This window comes from Spirillospora sp. NPDC048911 (assembly GCF_043198015.1).
GTDB lineage: Bacteria > Actinomycetota > Actinomycetes > Streptosporangiales > Streptosporangiaceae > Spirillospora.
Map to the genome: position 1 here is coordinate 475,105 of NZ_JBICUD010000006.1, position 17,006 is coordinate 492,110.

Annotated in this window: 14 protein-coding genes; 2 read left to right on the forward strand and 12 right to left on the reverse strand. The window is 69.8% G+C overall.

Annotation, left to right across the window (positions count from 1 at the left end; all coding sequences use genetic code 11):
- Window positions 1–104: 104 nt before the first annotated feature.
- Together ACGFNU_RS28610 and ACGFNU_RS28615 are read right to left on the reverse strand one after the other, a co-directional pair.
- A complete protein-coding gene (locus ACGFNU_RS28610; RefSeq protein ID WP_392598460.1) occupies window positions 105–1,145 on the reverse strand; it encodes a LysR family transcriptional regulator in 1,041 nt (346 codons plus the stop codon).
- An 88-nt stretch (window positions 1,146–1,233) separates the two neighbouring features.
- Window positions 1,234–3,396 carry a RecQ family ATP-dependent DNA helicase gene (locus tag ACGFNU_RS28615; protein ID WP_392598462.1) on the reverse strand — a complete coding sequence of 721 codons (2,163 nt, stop codon included), beginning with the start codon at window positions 3,394–3,396 and terminating at the stop codon, window positions 1,234–1,236.
- Between the two features lie 173 nt (window positions 3,397–3,569).
- Here ACGFNU_RS28615 and ACGFNU_RS28620 point away from each other — a divergent pair, with 173 nt between their 5' ends.
- On the forward strand, window positions 3,570–3,977 hold the full coding sequence (locus tag ACGFNU_RS28620; protein WP_392598464.1) for a hypothetical protein: 408 nt from the start codon (window positions 3,570–3,572) through the stop codon (window positions 3,975–3,977).
- A gap of 194 nt (window positions 3,978–4,171) precedes the next feature.
- Window positions 4,172–5,605: a cellulase family glycosylhydrolase gene (locus tag ACGFNU_RS28625; protein ID WP_392598465.1), complete on the forward strand. Its 1,434-nt coding sequence runs from the start codon at window positions 4,172–4,174 to the stop codon at window positions 5,603–5,605.
- Here the strand turns inward: ACGFNU_RS28625 and ACGFNU_RS28630 are convergent.
- The 10 genes from ACGFNU_RS28630 to ACGFNU_RS28675 form a co-directional block, all read right to left on the reverse strand.
- Window positions 5,580–7,451, reverse strand: a complete 1,872-nt coding sequence (locus ACGFNU_RS28630) for a class I SAM-dependent methyltransferase (protein WP_392598467.1) — start codon at window positions 7,449–7,451, stop codon at window positions 5,580–5,582. The two genes, ACGFNU_RS28625 and ACGFNU_RS28630, sit on opposite strands and share 26 nt — an antisense overlap.
- A 5-nt stretch (window positions 7,452–7,456) precedes the next feature.
- Window positions 7,457–8,533 carry an alpha/beta hydrolase gene (locus tag ACGFNU_RS28635; protein WP_392598469.1) on the reverse strand — a complete coding sequence of 359 codons (1,077 nt, stop codon included), beginning with the start codon at window positions 8,531–8,533 and terminating at the stop codon, window positions 7,457–7,459.
- 244 nt (window positions 8,534–8,777) lie between these two features.
- The gene (locus ACGFNU_RS28640; protein WP_392598471.1) at window positions 8,778–9,404 is read right to left on the reverse strand and encodes a lactate utilization protein C; all 627 of its coding nucleotides are present in this window, start codon (window positions 9,402–9,404) and stop codon (window positions 8,778–8,780) included.
- On the reverse strand, window positions 9,401–10,804 hold the full coding sequence (locus tag ACGFNU_RS28645; RefSeq protein WP_392598814.1) for a lactate utilization protein B: 1,404 nt from the start codon (window positions 10,802–10,804) through the stop codon (window positions 9,401–9,403). The genes ACGFNU_RS28640 and ACGFNU_RS28645 overlap by 4 nt, the downstream gene beginning before the upstream one ends.
- A gap of 5 nt (window positions 10,805–10,809) precedes the next feature.
- A complete protein-coding gene (locus ACGFNU_RS28650; protein WP_392598816.1) occupies window positions 10,810–11,514 on the reverse strand; it encodes a (Fe-S)-binding protein in 705 nt (234 codons plus the stop codon).
- Window positions 11,515–11,527: 13 nt separating this feature from the next.
- On the reverse strand, window positions 11,528–12,349 hold the full coding sequence (locus ACGFNU_RS28655; RefSeq protein WP_392598473.1) for an amidohydrolase family protein: 822 nt from the start codon (window positions 12,347–12,349) through the stop codon (window positions 11,528–11,530).
- Complete coding sequence (locus ACGFNU_RS28660; protein WP_392598475.1) at window positions 12,349–13,335, reverse strand: aldo/keto reductase; 987 nt, start codon at window positions 13,333–13,335, stop codon at window positions 12,349–12,351. Before ACGFNU_RS28660 ends, ACGFNU_RS28655 begins: the two co-directional genes overlap by 1 nt.
- 5 nt (window positions 13,336–13,340) lie before the next feature.
- Entirely contained in the window at window positions 13,341–14,393 is a 1,053-nt protein-coding gene (locus ACGFNU_RS28665; protein ID WP_392598477.1) for an ABC transporter permease, read from the reverse strand.
- Window positions 14,390–15,883 carry a sugar ABC transporter ATP-binding protein gene (locus ACGFNU_RS28670; RefSeq protein ID WP_392598479.1) on the reverse strand — a complete coding sequence of 498 codons (1,494 nt, stop codon included), beginning with the start codon at window positions 15,881–15,883 and terminating at the stop codon, window positions 14,390–14,392. The genes ACGFNU_RS28665 and ACGFNU_RS28670 overlap by 4 nt, the downstream gene beginning before the upstream one ends.
- 60 nt (window positions 15,884–15,943) lie before the next feature.
- A complete protein-coding gene (locus ACGFNU_RS28675) occupies window positions 15,944–16,996 on the reverse strand; it encodes a sugar ABC transporter substrate-binding protein (RefSeq protein WP_392598481.1) in 1,053 nt (350 codons plus the stop codon).
- Window positions 16,997–17,006 lie beyond the last annotated feature (10 nt).

Consider the following 17,006-nt stretch of genomic DNA (forward strand, 5'->3'; position numbering starts at 1 on the left):
CCCGGCGAGGCTGGCGGACGTGGCGTTCTCGGCGGATGGCTTCGCGGGTCGCGACGGCGCGGAGCGCGGCGGTGTGGTTCTTGTAGGCGGCGCGGCTGTGGGTGTTAGGGGGGATGGGGTTTCGTGAAGCGGCGGGAGTCGTGGCGGACGGCGTTCCAGAGGCGGTTGAGGGGGTGGCCCAGCGCGTAGCGCTGGAGGTCGGCGCGGTGGACGAAGGCGCCGGTCATGATCTCGGCCTTGGGTTCGAGGTCGTCGTAGAGGCGGAGGGAGCGGAGGGGGACCTCGTCGGGTTCGCCCGGGCCGCCCATGCGGCGGCCGATGGACTCGGTGACGACCATGCAGCCGCGGACGAAGCCCGAGCGCAGGAGGGACAGGCCGTAGTGGATGTCGTCGATGTCGGCCACCACGTCCAGGCGGTCGCGGAAGTTGGGGCCGTACCAGCAGGCCAGGAAGTCGGCCACCAGGCCCGCGGGCGGGACCACCAGGGGGACGTCGGCCAGGCGGCTGGTCGGGACCGGGTCGTCGGGGAGGTCGTCGGGAGTGAGGTTGGTCAGGAGGATCGGGGCGCCGCGGGCGAACTCGATCACGTCGTAGTCGCGCAGGCGCTGGTCGCCGTCGGCGGTGCTGACGATGCTGCCGCAGATCAGGTCGACCTGGCGGGTCTCCAGCCGGGACCACAGGTCCTTGGTGCGGACGTGGACGACCTTGAACTCCACCTCTTGCTGCCGGAACTCCTCGGACACGCGCTCCCAGGAGCGGGAGATGATCGGGAGCGTGAACTCGGTGGTGCCGACGGTGAGCATCCGGCCGAGGCGGCGGCGGCTCCAGTTGACCGCGTCCGTCCACTGCGCGACGGCCACCCGCGCCAGCTGGACGGCCTCCTCGCCCGTGGGCGTGAACAGGTAGTCCTTGCCCCGGCCCTGCCGCAGGGTGAGCACCTCGCCGCACATGGCCTGGTAGTTGCGGTTGAGCGTGTCGAGCTGCTTCTGCACGCTGGACTGCTCGCGGCCGAGCACGCGCGCGGCGCGGAGCGCGGACCCGGTCTCGTGCACGACGAGGAGGGTCCGCAGCTGATCGAACGTGGTGTCGAGCAGGCCGGGTGGGCAGTCGAGCAGCCGGTCCAGGGCGGAGGTCTTGGAGGACACGGACAGGGACGGTACTACTCCCGCCGTGGCCGGGGAGACCCGCCCCCAAATGACCTTGGGAGCATTTCAGCAGGACAGAGCGACATTTTCAGTTGATCACCGCCAGGACCAGCGGCAGGACTGCGGGGACGCCCGCCTCGCGGAGGTGGCGTGCGGCCACGGTCATCGTCCAGCCTGTCTCGATCCGGTCATCGACGAGGAGGATCGGGCCGGAGGGCTCGAGGTCCGGTGGTGCCAGCGAGTGCCAGACCGAGCGGAGGCGCTGGGCGCTGTTGTGGCGGCGGGGTATCGGGTCACCGAGGGGAACGAACTCGCCGAGGTGGGGCAGGCGGCCGATCTCGGCTATGCGGCGGCCCAGGCTCTCTACTAGGCGGGGGCGAGTACGGGAGCCGATGGTGACCACACCGGTCGGGCGTTCGGTCCAATTCCAGGCGGACAGCACCTTGACCACGGCGCCGAACATCTCGTCGGGGATCTCGGTGTCGGGGGCGCCCTCGGCGAGGAGCTCGCGCAGCCGGTTGCCCCAGCCGATGTCGGTGAGGCGGCCCAGGGCACGGCCCTGCTCGGCCACGATGTCGGGGCCGATGCGGCCGGAGACGCCGAGGTCGTCCTTGACGGCGGTGGGCCACATGCGCCGGGGCGCGACGTCGACGCCGGGGCGGCGGAGGCGGTCGCGGGCCTGGGCCGCGTTCGTATCGCTGACGCCGGTCGGCCAGTAGGTGCCCGTGCAGTTGTCGCAGCGGCCGCACGGCGTGGCGGCGGGGTCGTCGAGCTGGCGGCGCAGGAACTCTTCGCGGCAGCCGGTGGTGTCGAGGTAGTCGAGCATCGCCCGCTGCTCGCGGGTGCGTTCGGCGGTGACGCGTTCGTAGCGTTCACGGTCGTAGGCCCAGTCGAGGCCGGTGGCCGTCCAGCCGCCCTTGACCCGGCGGACGGCGCCGTCGACGTCGAGGACCTTGAGCATCATCTCCAGGCGGCTGCGGCTGAGGTCGACCCGGGGTTCGAGGGCGGCGGTGGAGAGCGGGCGGCCGGCCGCCTCCAGGGTGTCGAGGGTGGCGCGGACGACCGGCTCGGGCGGGAACGCCAGGCCCGCGAAGTAGGCCCAGATGTCGCGGTCTTCGAGGCCGGGCAACAGGATGACCTCGGCCCGCTCGACCCCGCGCCCGGCACGGCCGATCTGCTGGTAGTAGGCCACCGGTGACTGCGGGGCGCCCACATGCACGATGAAGCCCAGGTCGGGCTTGTCGAAGCCCATGCCCAGGGCGCTCGTCGCGACCAGCGCCTTGAGCTTGTTGTCGTGGAGGTCCTGCTCGGCCTGGAGGCGCTCGGCGGGGTCGGTCTGGCCGGAGTAGGCCGCCACCTCGTAGCCGCGCTCGCGCAGATAGCCGGCGATCTCGTGGGCGGCGGCCACGGTGAGGGTGTAGATGATGCCCGAGCCCGGCAGGTCGGCCAGATGCTCGCCCAGCCAGGCGATGCGCATCTCGGCCACGGGGAGACGGACGACGGCCAGACGCAGCGACTCTCGTTCGAGCGGGCCGCGCAGCACCAGAGCTTCAGAGCCCCCGCCCAGCTGCTCGGCCACGTCCTTGGTGACGCGTGCGTTGGCCGTGGCGGTGGTGGCCAGCACCGGAACACCGGGCGGGAGGTCGGCCAGGAGGGTACGGAGGCGGCGGTAGTCGGGACGGAAGTCGTGACCCCAGTCGGAGATGCAGTGGGCCTCGTCGACGACGACCAGGCCCGCTCCGGCGGCGAGCTTGGGCAGGACGAGGTCGCGGAAGTCGGGGTTGTTGAGCCGCTCCGGGCTGACCAGGAGCACGTCGACCTCGCCCGCCTCGACCTCGGCGAACACGCGGTCCCAGTCTTCGGTGTTGGCGGAGTTGATCGTGCGGGCGTGGATCCCGGCCCGGTCGGCCGCCTCGATCTGGTTGCGCATCAGCGCGAGCAGGGGGGAGACGATCACCGTCGGCCCGGCGCCGCGCTCGCGCAGCAGCCGGGTCGCCACGAAGTAGACCGCAGACTTGCCCCAGCCCGTGCGCTGCACCACCAGCGCGCGCCGCCGTTCGACGACCAGGGCGCGGATCGCCGTCCACTGGTCGTCGCGCAGCCGGGCGTGCTCTCCCGCCAGCGCACGCAGGCAGCGCTGCGCCTCGTCGAGCAGGGCCTCATCCGGCAGGGCCTCATCCGGCAGGGCCTCATCGAGCGGGGCCTTGTCGAGCGGGGCCTCGTCACCGCGCGGGCTTTCCTCGTCAACCATGCCTCCTTGCTACCAGCCGCCACCGTCACCACGCACCAGAACCCCGTTCTGTGGAAAACGTGGGAGACGACCACCGCCACATAGATTGCACTCCTGACTAGCTTGCTCTACTGTTCATCTCGCTAGGGAAGCTACCTAGCCATCTGAACGACCAGCTGAACGAGGAGAACGTCATGAACGAGCAGCCGCGCTCTACCCCTGATCCCGCCACCACGGCTCTGCCGTTCATGGGCATGAGCATCGCGCTCAGCAGCCTGTACTTCGGCAGTTCCACGCTCGGCCTGAGCGTGATCGGCGTCCAGGCCGTCGTGATGTTCGTCCTGCTGTACGTGGTGGTCCGCAAGGCCGTGCGCACTCGGCTGGCCTCTGCTGACGACATTCCGTTGCGGCGCCTGCGCGTCACGATGCCTGTGGCGATGACTCCGATCGCCGTCGCCGGGGTCGTCACCGCCGTGACCTATGGACTCTTCCCGAACAGCGACGCCGCGGGCACTCTGGCCGGCGTCACGGTGGGTGGCGGCCTCATGTTCACCGTCGGCGCATTCGTCCTGCGCCTGGCCATGCGCAACGCCCCCCGCTGAACGCCACTATCGAAAAATGATCAACGGCTCTCGTGGGCCACGTGTTTTTACTCAGTTAGTGCGCATTTTCGCCAGTGAATTTCGTCGCTGACTGACTCGCGCCATCCGCCCATTGCGGCTACCGTCCGCCTAAGCCTTCAAGGCAAGGGGGCGGGGTCGGAATGAGAGTACGAACCTGGCTCGCAGCATGTGCGGTGGGAGCGTCATCGGTTCTGCCGGCACCGGCGGCGCTGGCGCACACTCCCCCGCAGCCGGTCTCCGGCGTCCTCAGCCATAGCGGCAAGTGGATCACGGACTCGCAGGGACGGCATGTCGTCCTGCACGGCTTCAACGTGGTCGCCAAGGCGTCACCGTACGAGCCGTCCAAACTCGGGTTCGGCGAGGCGGACGCGAAGTTCCTGGCCGCGCATGGGTTCAATGCCGTGCGGATCGGGATCGTGATGAGCGGCCTGCAGCCACGGCCGGGGGTGTTCGACGAGCGCTATCTCGCCAGCCTCAAGACCACCATCGATCTGCTGGGACGATATGGCATCCGCAGCCTCATCACGTTCCCGCAGGATCTCCTCAACACCAAATTCCGAGGCACGGGCTATCCGGACTGGATGATTCGCACGGACGGCATCCCGCCCGATTTCCTCAACTTCGACATGTTCACCAACCTGCTGTTCAATCCGGCGCTCCACCGGGCGAACGACAACTTCTGGAACAACGCGCCCGTCCACGGCAAGGGCCTGCAGGAGTGGTACACCGGCGCGTGGGTGCACGTCGCGAAGAAGTTCCGGAACGACCCGGCGGTCCTCGGCTACGACCTGTGGAACGAGCCGTGGCCAGGAAGCGCCTGGCCCACCTGCGCGCCTCCGTTCGGCTGCAAGGACTTCGACTCCAAGAAGCTCGCGCCCTTCTTCACCAAGATGATCCGCGCCATCCACGCCGTGGACCCCAAGCATCTGACGTTCTACGAGCCGAACCTCGTCGCGACGTTCGGCCCGCCCATCCACCTGGGCAAGCCAGGCGACAAGCAGAGCGGCATGTCGTTCCACGCCTACTGCCCGGATCTCACGGGCCGGGAACTGCCCGCCTGGATGTACGCCGTCTGCGACGCGGTCCAGAAGGTCGTCTTCCACCAGGCCGAGGCCCAGTCCAAGCGCACCGGCGACGCGCTCGTCCTGTCCGAGTTCGGCTCGACCCCGTATCCCCGGGAACTCTCCTACGTCGTCCGTCTCGCCGATAGCCACCAGCTCTCGTGGATGGAGTGGACGTACTGCCGCTGCAAGGACCCGACGGAGGCGGGGATCATCGAGGGTCTTGTCTACGACCTCACCAAGCCCCGCGGCGGCGCCAACATCAACACCACCGCCTTGAACGCCCTGGAGGAGCCCTATCCCCAGGCCGTCGCGGGCACTCCGCAGAGCTACGGCTTCGACCCGCAGACCAAGACCTTCTCGCTGGTCTACACACCCAAGGGCCGCGCCAACACCATCGTCTTCACGTCCCCGATGAACTACCCCGGCGGCTATAGGGCCACAGTGAAGGGAGCGGACATCCTCTCCCGTCCCAACGCATCCACCCTCACGCTGAGGGCCAAGCCGGGCGCGACCTCCGTCAAGCTGACTTTGACGCCTGCGTAGCGAGCTGCTCGTCCGCCAACTGCGCCAGCACGCGATAGGTGTTGGCGCCGCCGTACCGGCGGATGAGCGGATAGGCGAGCTGGTCGACGGCTGCGGCCGCCGCCGCCAAGGGCAGCCCGGCGGCGGTCACGGCGACCCGTGCGGCGATGCGCCGGCGCCGTCGGCCCGGGTCGTTCCAGGGCCGGTCGGGGTGCGGCGGGCTGAGCCGGTTGAGCAGGAGCGTGACGACCATGAGCAGGTCGAGCTCCTGGTGGGCGGCTCCCCGATCCACTGCCACGACGCGGAATCCGCGGGCTGCCAGCGCCGTGGTCAGGTTGGCCAGGGGGATGAGGTGCAGGTGCTGGGGCTGGAACCAGTTGTGCCACCAGCGCCCGGCCAGCCGCGCGACAGGCGACGCGGGGTCGGGCACCTCGATGAGCAGGTGCCCGCCCAGCGGCAGGACGCGGGCGGCGGCAGAGAGCTCTGCGGCCGGATCGAGGGTGTGCTCCAGGTAGTGATGCATGCTCACGACGTCGTAGGTGCCGGACAGCTTGTCGGCCAGCTCGCGGAACTGACCGCGATGGGCGAGATCGACCCACCCGCGCCGTTCCGCTTCCAGGATGCTCGCCCCTGAGTCCAGCGCGTCGAAACGCGTGTCCGGCCAGATGTCGCGTGCCGCGTTGCAGAAGTGGCCGTGCCCTCCGCCGACATCGAGCCATGCCGCGGGTTTCGCGTGCCCGCGGACCATGCGCGCCCGTGCGCGATAGTGCGGCCACCCCAGGCGGAACCCGCGTTCGACCTCGGCCTCACCGATACCGTCGTAGTAGTCCTGGTAGTAGAAGCCCAGACCCTCTTCTGTCAGGCGCGGGTTCTGGAAGCTGTGCCCGCACGCGGCGCAGTGGTCGATCCGGAACGTTCCCGGCTTCCGCTGCTGGTAGTCCCCGCTGACGAGGCGCTTGCGCACGACGGTCGCACCGCACCAGGGGCAGTCCGGCCGAGGCTGCTCCACGAACCGCTCCACACCCTGGCGGACGCTGCTCTGATAGTGGGCGCGCAGACGCGGCAGGTCGGTGTTCGGCTCCTCGCGTGCCAGCGCCACCCGCAGCGTGCGCAACGGCGCGGCCAACGGCCGTCGCACTGCGAAACCGGCCAGGTTGTACGGACGAAGCGGCGTACGCGTCGTCGCCAGGAAGGGGTGGGCGCAGGAGGCGGCGACCACGGCCGAGCCCCACAATGGCCGCCGCGCCGAGAGCGCTCCCACAGTCGCCAGGCCGCCCAGGACCCCCGTCAGGTAGGAGGGCAGGTCCAACTGCCAGCGTCGGCGTAGGATGGCCCGGCGTTCGGCCGGGCCGAGGGCGGACGCCGGCAGGGCAGGCATCCACGGAACGACGGCGAGGTCCATGGTGACGGGGGCGTACTGCTTGAGCCGGACGGTCAGCTCGTCCATCTCGGCGGCGGACAGGCCCTCCAGCTTCGTCAGTTCGGCGCGCCTCAGCACGTCCGCGCTGACAACGAGCGCATGCCCCGCGCCTTCCCCGCGGGCGAGCCGCGCGGCGCGGAACGAGGCGGGGTCCAGCCGCCGCACCAGCTCCAGCGCCCGCGCCGCGTCCAGCCCTTCGGGCACGAGATCCAGCACGTCCAGGCCCTGGGCCGCGGCATGTGCGCTCGCCGCCCTGCGCGTTGCCGCGTCCAGCCGCACCCCTGCCGCCGTCACGAAGTGGTAGTCACCGGCGGTCTCGATGGCGGTGACGTCCAGATCGGCTGGGTCCGGAAGCACACGGAGCCGCGCGGCCCGCGACCGGCGCCAGATCCCGTCCGCGACGAGTGCGGCCGCCACCGACGCCGTCACCCAGGAGGACCTGGTCATCGCGCTCACACCCGCTTTGCGCCGAGCGCGCGCATCATGAGCGGCCACGCACGGTCGAGCTCCGGCTGCCAGTACTTCCAGTTGTGCCAGCCGTTCCCGTAGATGTGCGTGGTGGCCGGGATGCCGAGCTGCTTCAGCCGTGCCACGAAGTCGACGGTGGTGGCGCCCACGAGGAACTCGCCGAGCGCGCCCAGCACGTTCTGCCGGATCGGGGTCTCGAGCGGCTTGTCGTAGGGACCGGGCAGGCCGGTCGTTCCACTGGAGATGTAGAGACCGGTACCGCGCAGGCGTCCTGCGAGCTCGTACGGGTCGTGTGCCTTCCAGTTCTTCTCGTCCACCCCTGGGACGCCCCATACGCGGAACGGGTCGAAGCCAAAGGGAATGCCTTGAATCATCAGGATCGGCGGGATACCCGGCTTCGTCAGGTGCAGGATGCCGCTGAAGCTGACCGCGTACTTGAACATCCCTGGATGACGGGCCGCGTACGCCACCGCGCCCTGGCCGCCCGAGGAAACGCCTAGCGCGGCGCGCCTGACGCCCGCACGGTAGTTGCGCTCCAGGAGTTGCAGCACTTCAGTGGTGTGGAACGTCTCCCATTTGGGCGTCCCGCCCTTGCCGTAGTTCCACCAGTTGGCGGAGCCGCCGTTCTTACCGCCCGACGGCATGACCACGAGGACGTCCCACCGCGCGGCGAGCTTCGCCAGTTGGCTGCCCTTCACCCACGACAGGTAGTCGTCGTTGCCGCCCTGGTAGGCGTACACGACCGGCCAGGTGCGCTTGGCGCGGCGCGACCAGCCCTTGGGCACCAGCACCCGGATCATCTCCGCCGTGCCGATCGCCGGGGTCCGCACCGTCAGGTCCACCGTCGAGGCGTTGACCCACTTCTCTGAGACGATCTTCGCCCCGCTGTCGGCGGGCACCCGCGCGGCGACAGGCGCGGCCCCGGGCGACGCACTGGCCGCGCTCGCACCGGCCGCGCTCGCACCGGCCGGGTTCGGTGCCACCCCCGACATCCCGGCGGCCAGCACGATGACGAACGACCCGCGGGTCACCCGCCGTAGGAACAATGAGCCGTGACGCATCGACGCCCCCTCTGCGAAAGGTGCCCCCTTCCATGCCGCACCGCGCGGCAGGCCCCTGGGGACGGTCGTGACGGTACGCCGCGAACGCCCCCGGAGGGCAGAGAGATCGTGCGTGAGTCCGGCCCGAGATTTCAGCCGAAGATGACAAGAAAACAGCAGGTCACATCTTATAGTGCCACCAGATACTGGCAGAGTTGCCGGGCGCTGGCGGAGTGTGATCGGGCCTGGGCCCGATCACGATCGTTCAGACGACGACGACCTCCAGCGTGCGGGGACCGTGCACGCCCTCGACCCGGTCGAGCTCGATGTCACTGGTCGCCGACGGCCCGCTGATCCAGGTCAGCGGGCGGGACGCGTCGAGCCGGGCGAGCGCCTCGGGCACCGTCCGGACGATCTGGCCGAGCCGCACCACGCACAGATGATGGTCGGGCACCAGCGTCAGAGCGCGCCGCCCCTGATCGGCCGACCCGTCCAGGACGATGGTCCCGGTCTCGGCGATCGCCAGCGCGCAGCCTGTCACCACCCCGTCCAGGGCGTCGAGCTCGGCGGCCGACAACACCGGATCGTCCTTGACCGCCTCAACTCCCGCCAGCCACTGCTCCGGCACGCCGGATGGCGCGGCGATACGCCCGCCCCGTGCCGCCAGCAGCCGAGCCACCAGCGCGTCCCCAGCGTCCGACGTGTCTGCGGAGGCTCGGTGTACGACCGCCTTGTAGTCCACCAGGCGGTCGATCAGGAGCTCGACGATGTCCGTTCCGGAACGGGTCCGCTGATAGTCGCGGGGCACAGCTACGTCCTGGGGACGCTCAGCTGCGGGCACATCCGCCAGTGCCGCCCTTACCTTCGCCAGGATCTGCTCCCGCGTGCTCATCGGTTCCGCTCCCACCACTCACGGAACGACTCCGGCGGCGGTGCCGGTATGTCCCTGGTGTCCGTCCAGCCCGCCAGCGGCCCGGGCAGGCGCCGCGGTGTCAGCCGGCGGAAGCGCCCGGCGGCTCGCTGTCCCGCCTTCAGCAAACCTGGCGACTGCAGAACGCGGCGTGCCCCGGCCATGGCCAGCCGCTCACCACGGTGCCCCTTGCCGGCGGCGACCTTGGCGCGCAGGTCAAGCAGCACCTCAGGAATGTTGATTTCTACCGGGCAGACGTCATAACACGCGCCGCACAACGTCGAGGCGTACGGCAGTGACTTGTCCAGCTCCGACGACATGCCGCGCAGTTGCGGAGTCAGGATGGCACCGATCGGCCCTGGATAGACCGATCCGTAGGCGTGGCCCCCGGCCCGTTCGTACACCGGGCACACGTTCAGGCAGGCGGAGCAGCGGATGCAGCGCAGCGCCTGCCGCCCCACCTGGTCGGCCAGGACGTCGGTCCGGCCGTTGTCCAGGAGCACCAGGTGGAATTCCTGGCCCTCCACTGCGCCGGTCCACATCGACGTGTACGGGTTCATACGTTCGCCGGTCGATGAACGAGGCAGTGTCTGCATGAAGACTTCGAGGTCCTGCCAGGTAGGCACGAGCTTCTCTATGCCCACCACGGAGATCAGTGTCTCGGGCAGCGTGAGGCACATCCGCCCGTTGCCCTCCGACTCCAGAACCACCAGGGTCCCTGTTTCGGCGACCGCGAAGTTCGCGCCCGAGATCCCGACCTTGGCGGCCAGGAACCGTTCCCGCAGGTGGAGCCGGGCGGCCTCGGCCAGCGCGGGCGGATCGTCCGCCAGGTCGGCGGGTGCCGGCCGCCCCCATTCCGACATGGAGCGCCGGAAGATCTCGCGGATCTCGGCACGGTTGCGGTGGATCGCCGGGACGAGGATGTGGGACGGCCGGTCGTCGCCCAGCTGCACGATCAGCTCGGCGAGGTCGGTCTCGTACGCGGTGATCCCGGACTCGGCCAGTGCCTCGTTGAGCCCGATCTCCTGCGTCGCCATCGACTTGACCTTGACGACCTCGGTCTCACCTGTGGCTTTCACGAGCCTTGTGACGATCCGGTTGGCCTCGGCGGCGTCAGCGGCCCAGTGCACGTGCCCGCCCGCCTTGACGACGGCGGCTTCGAGCTGTTCGAGGTAGACGTCCAGATGACGAAGCACCTGGTTCTTGATGGCGGCGCCTGCCGCGCGTAGCTCCATCCAGTCCGGCTGCTCGCCCACAACAGCGGCCCGCTTGCCACGGATAGTGTGCGTGGCCTTGTGCAGGTTGTGCCTGAGCTGCGAATCACCGACCGCCTTGGCCGAGGCAGCGGGAAACGCGGGCATCCCGACGAACGTTCCGGACACGCCTGTCATGCGGGCTCCTCCTCTGTAGAGGCGAGGATTTGCGCCAGGTGCATGGTGCGCACTCCGGCACGCTGCCGCCGCATCGTCCCGCCGATGTGCATCAGGCAGGAGTTGTCGGCCGCGCACAACACTTCGGCCCCCGTGTCGAGAACGTTCCGCACCTTGTCAGTGCACATGGCCGCCGACACCGCCGGGTTCTTGACCGAGAACGTGCCACCGAATCCGCAGCACTCCTCTGCACCGCCCAGCGGCAGCAGCTTGAGCCCGCGCACCGCCGACAACAGCTTCTCCGGCCTAGACCCCACCCTCAGCGAACGCAACGAATGACAGGTCGGGTGGTAGGTCACGGTGTGCGGGAAGTAGGCCCCCACGTCCACGACCTCCAGCACGTCGACCAGGAACTCCGACAGCTCGTACACCCCGGACGGAGGCTCGACCCCCAGCGACGGATACCACTCCCGCACCATGGCGGCGCAGGAGCCGGACGGCATCACGACCGCGTCATATCCGCTGAAGATCTCGCCCACGCGGCGTGCCAGCGGCTCGGCATCGGCCCGGTAGCCGGTGTTGAAGTGCATCTGACCGCAGCACGTCTGCGCCGACGGGAACTCCACGGTGCAGCCGAGCCGTTCCAGCAGCCGGACGGTGGCCCGCCCGGTGCCAGGGAACAGCGTGTCGTTGACGCAGGTCACGAACAGCGCGACGCGCAACGTCACCCTTCCTTCACCCCCCGATCCCGTACACACGGCTGGCCGTGCCACCGAAGACCTCGTCGCGCTCCGTTTCGCTCAGCCCGTCCAGAGCGGCCTCTGCCAGCTCCAGCACCTGGTCGTACGAGGCAGCCAGCGTGCAGACGGGCCAGTCCGACCCGTACATCACCCGCCTTGGCCCGAACGCGTCCACCACGTGCCGGGCATACGGCAGGACGTCCGCGCTCTTCCAGCCCGACGCGGCTTCGGTGACCAGGCCGGACAGCTTGACGGTGACGTTGGGCAGCCCGGCCATCGCCATGATCCATGATGCCCACGGTTCCCACGCCTCACCGGCGATGTCCGGCTTGCCCGCGTGGTCGAGGACGAACGACACCTCCGGCAGTGCTTCTGCGACCGCCAGCGCCGCGTCCGCCTGCGGAGGCTTGACGAGCAGGTCGTAGACCAGCCCGGCCTCTCCCACGGTCCGCAGCCCGCGCCGCACGTCAGGACGCGCCAGCCACTCCGGGTCTGGCTCGTCCTGCACCTGGTGCCTGATACCGACGAGCGGCCCGGACAGCGCCGCGATCGTGTCGGCCACGTCCGGTGTGGTGAGGTCGATCCAGCCGACCACACCCTCGATCGGCCTGGCGTCTGCGACGGCCAGCAGTTCGCGGGTCTCGTCCAAGCTGTGCAGTGCCTGGACGACGATCGACCCGGTCACGCCGAGGGGCTTCGCCACTTCGGTATAGCGCTCGATGTCGAACCGGCCCCGGAGCGGGTCCGCCCAGGGGCCGTCCATCCACCCGTACTCCCGGACGGCGGTGTCCCACAGGTGCTGGTGCGCGTCGATCATCACCGATCTCCTCGCGACGGAACGGGAACGTCGGCGGCCAGCAGACCACCATCGCGCAGGTCCGTCCAGAGGTCCTCGGGAACGTCCCGTTCGAACAATGCCGCGTTGTCCTCCGCCTCGGCGGGCGTACGACAGCCCGTGAGCACGCTCGCCACAGCGGTATGCCCGAACGGGAAGCGCATCGCCGCCGCCCGCAAGGGCACCTCGTGCCTATCGCAGACGACCCGTAGCCGCTCCACGCGCTCCAGCAGTTCCGCAGGGGCGGCGGTGTAGTTGTAGGTCGTTCCACCTGCCAGCAGGCCCGAGTTGTAGACCCCACCGATGACCACGGACGTGCCACGCTCAGCACACGCGGGCAGCAGTTCGCTCAGCGCCGACTGGTCCAGCAACGTGTAGCGACCCGCGCACAGCACCACGTCCAGATCCAGCCGCTGGACGAAGCGGGTCAGCATCTCCGCCTGGTTCATGCCGGCGCCGATGGCACCGACGATCCCCTCGTCCCTCAGCGCCGCCAGCGCCGGATACGCCTCGGCATAGACCTCGTCCTCGTGCTCGTCCGGGTCGTGGAGAAGGACCACGTCCACCCGGTCGAGCCCCAGCCGTTCGAGAGACGACTCCAGCGACCGGCGCACGCCGTCGCCGCTGAAGTCCCACTCCCGCTTGACCGGGGGCTCGTCCACGAAACCCTGGTCGTCGGGCTCCTCGCCCGGCCGGCGCGGCCGCAGCAGCCGCCCGGCCTTGGTCGAGATGGTGAACGAGTCGCGCGGGACGCCCTCCAGCGCCTCACCGATCAGCCGCTCGGCGGTGCCCGCGCCGTAGTGGGGAGCGGTGTCGAGATAGCGCATCCCGAGCTCAAGGGCCCGCCGCACCGTCTCCACGCCCTCGGGAACCGGCGCGTAGAGCCCCCCGATGGCCGCGCTGCCGAACGACAGCGCGGTCACCGGTACGTCCGACCGCCCGAGCAGCCGCCGCTCCCCGACCTTCATGGAGGTCACTCCTGCGCCTGGCCCGAGGTCACCCTGGAGACGACCAGCGCGAACAGGATGATCGCGCCGTAGATGGCCTGCTTCCAGAACGACGCGACCTGCGCCAGCGTCAGCAGGTTGTCGACCACGCCGAGCAGCAGCACGCCGGTGATGGCGCCGGTCATGGTGCCCTTGCCGCCGTTCATCGAGATCCCGCCGATGACGGCCGCGGCCATCACCGTGAAGATCATGTTCTGGCCCTGGTTGGCGTTGATGGCGCCCACGTAGCCGGTGAGGCAGAGCCCCGCCGCGGCGGCGAGCACGCCCGCGACCACGTACACGGCCCAGGTCACCCGTTCCACCCGGATGCCGGCCGCGCGGGCCGCCTCCGGGTTGCCGCCGATCGCGTACAGCGCCCGGCCGAGCCGGTGGTAGCGCAGCACGAACCCCGCCACGGCGAAGCACACCGCCGCCAGCCACACCGACAGCGGCAGCTTGATGAACGTGGTCGTGGCAACGGAGAAGAACGGCTCGGGCATGTCGAACAGTGTCTTGCCCTCCGTGGCGCCCGTCAGCAGGCCGCGCAGCACGATGAGCATGGCCAGCGACACGATGAACGCGTTGAGCCGGAGCTTCACCGACAGGAACCCGTTGAACGCGCCGATCGCCCCGCCCACCACGAAGATCGCCAGGATCCCCAGGAACGTGGGCCACTCCGTCCCGAAGCCCGCCGACGCCGCCGGGATCACCAGCAGCGCCCCGAGGCCCGGGGCGATGCCGACCGTCGACTCCAGCGACAGGTCGATCTTGCCGGTGATGAGGATCAGCGACTCGGCGAGCACCACCAGCGCGAGCGCGGCGGAGGCGCCCAGGATGCTGATGATGTTGCGTTCGGTCAGGAAGCTGTCGTTGACGACGGCGCCCAGCACGACCAGCGCGATCAGCGCGGGCACCAGCGTGAACTCGCGCATCCGGCGCAGCACCGCGCCCGCCCCGGCCGCGCCGCCGGCGGCCTTCGCCGCGCGGCCGCCACCGCCGCCGCTGCCGCCGCCCCGCGGCTCCGCCACGGTCTGACTCATGAGGACACTCCCTCGATCGATGCCACGAGCTCGTGGTCGTTCCATCCGGCCGCGTGCTCGGCGGTGATCCGGCCGTGCAGGAACACCAGCACCCGGTCGCAGGGCCGCAGGTCGTCCAGCTCGTCGGAGATGATGATCACGGAGGTGCCGCGCTCGCGGATCTCGTCGACGAGGGCGAGCAGCGCCTCCTTGGACTTCACGTCGACCCCGGCGGTCGGGTTGATGAGGACCAGCAGGTTCGGCTCGACGGCCAGCGCGCGGGCCATGACGACCTTCTGCTGGTTGCCGCCGGACAGCCCGTTCACCGGCTGGTCCGGGCCCTGCGTCTTGATGTCGAGCTCGCCGATGGACGCGGTCGCGGCGGCGCGCTGCCGCCGCGGCGTGATGATCCCGAACGGCCCGAGCCGCCCGGAGATCGTCATGGTCGCGTTCTCGCCGACCGACAGCTCCGAGACCAGCCCCTGGGCGTGCCGGTCGCGCGGGACGAACCCGATCCCGGCCGCCATCGCCTTCTTCACGTCCCCGAACGGCAGCGGTTCGCCGTCCAGAGTCGCGGTCCCGGCGTGCGGCTTGCGCAGGCCGACCAGCGTCTCGGCCAGCTCGATCTTGCCGCTGGCACTGGACCCGGCCACGCCGATCACCTCGCCGCGGCGCACCTCCAGCGAGATGTCCGAGAACGCGCCGTCCGACAGGCCGTCCACCGCCAGCCGCACGTCGGCCGTCACCGGCTCGCGGTGCCCGGTGCTGCGGCCCAGGTCGGCCGCCTCCCCGGTCATCGCCTCGACCAGCGCGGCGCGCGGCAGGTCGGCCACCGGCTCGGTGGCGATCCAGCGGGCGTCGCGGAAGACGGTGACGGTCTGGCAGACCTCGTACACCTCTTGCAGGTGATGGGAGATGAACAGGAACGTCACCCCCGACTCCTGCAACGACCTCATGCGCGTGAAGAGCCGTTCGATCTCGGCGTTGTCGAGCTGGGCGGTCGGCTCGTCGAGGATGATGAACCGCGCCCCGAACGACAGCGCCCGCGCGATCTCCACGAACTGCCGGTCCTGCACGTTCAGCTCGCGGGCCGGGATCGCCGGGTCGACCTGGACGTCCCAGGTCTCCAGCAGTTCGGCGGCCTCCCGCCGCATCCGCTTCCAGCCGATCACCCCGCGCGTGCCGGGCTGGCGGTTGATGAAGAGGTTCTCCGCGACCGTCAGCTCGGGGATGATCGTCGACTTCTGGTAGACGCAGGCCACCTTGGCCCGCCAGCCGTCGCGGTCGCCCGGCGCGGGCGCGGGCGCGCCGTCGAAGCGCACCTGCCCACCGTCCGGCGGGAAGATGCCGGTCAGGATGTTGACCAGCGTCGACTTGCCCGCGCCGTTGCGGCCGACCAGCGCGTGCGACTCGCCGGGCACCACGGTGAGCTGCGCGTCGGCCAGCGCCACCGTGGACCCGAACCGCTTGCTCACGCCGAGGGCCTCGGCCAGCGGCTTCGCTCCGGTCATCTGCTCACCTCGGTCATGTACTCACCTCGGTCATGTGCCCACCGCTCACTTGTCCAGCGCTCACTTGCCCACCGTGTTGCCCCACAGCGCCTTGTCGTCGACGTTCTCCTTGGTGACGAGCGGCGCCGGCAGCTGGTCCTCCAGCAGACCGCTGGGGAGCTTCACGATCTCGCTGCCGTGGTCGGTCTTGCCGGGCTGGAAGGTCTTCCCCTCCATCGCGGCCTTGATGTAGTAGAGACCCCACTTGGCGTAGGCGTCGGCAGGCTGCGACACGGTCGCGTCGATCTCACCCTTGCGGATGGCGTCGAACTCCTGGGGGATGCCGTCGTTCGACACGATCGAGATGTGCTTGGGGTCGCCCGCCTTGAAGAGCATGTTCTTGCTCTTGAGCGCCTGGAGGGTCGGCGCGAGGTAGACGCCGCCCGCCTGCATGTAGATGCCCTTGAGGTCCTGGTTGGCGTTGAGCAGGCTGTCCAGGCCGGACGCGGCCTTCTCGGCCTTCCATTCCGCCGGGATCTCCAGCACCTTGATCTGCGGGTAGGTGCTCTTCATGCAGTCGCGGAACGCCGTCGACCGGTCGCGGCCGTTCACCGAGGCCAGGTCGCCCTGGATCTGCACGACCTTGCCGGACTTGATCTTGTCGCCGAGGTACTTGCATGCCTTCTGCCCGTACGCGACGTTGTTGGCGCGGACGACCATCGCGACCTTGCCCTTGTCCGGCGCGACGTCCACCGCCACCACCGGCACGCCCTTGCGCTCGGCCTGGTTGAGCCCGGCCACGATCGCGGCGCTGTCGAGCGGAGCGATGACGAGCCCGCGCACGTTCTGGTTGAGCAGGTTGTTGATGTCGGTGATCTGCTGCGTCGGGTCGGAGTTGGAGTTGACCGTCGGCAGGATGTCGACGCCCTCCTGCTTGGCCATCTGCGGTACGTAGTTGTTGTACGACTGCCAGAACGGCGAGGTCAGCAGCGGCAGGCCGACGCCCACCTTGCCGCCCTTGGCGTCCCCGGCCTTGGCGCCGCCACCGCCGGTGTCCGACGTGCTGCCGCAGCCGGCGAGCAGGACGATGGACAGCGTCGCCGCGGCCCCGGCCAGGATCTTGGTGCGGATCATCGTTGACTCC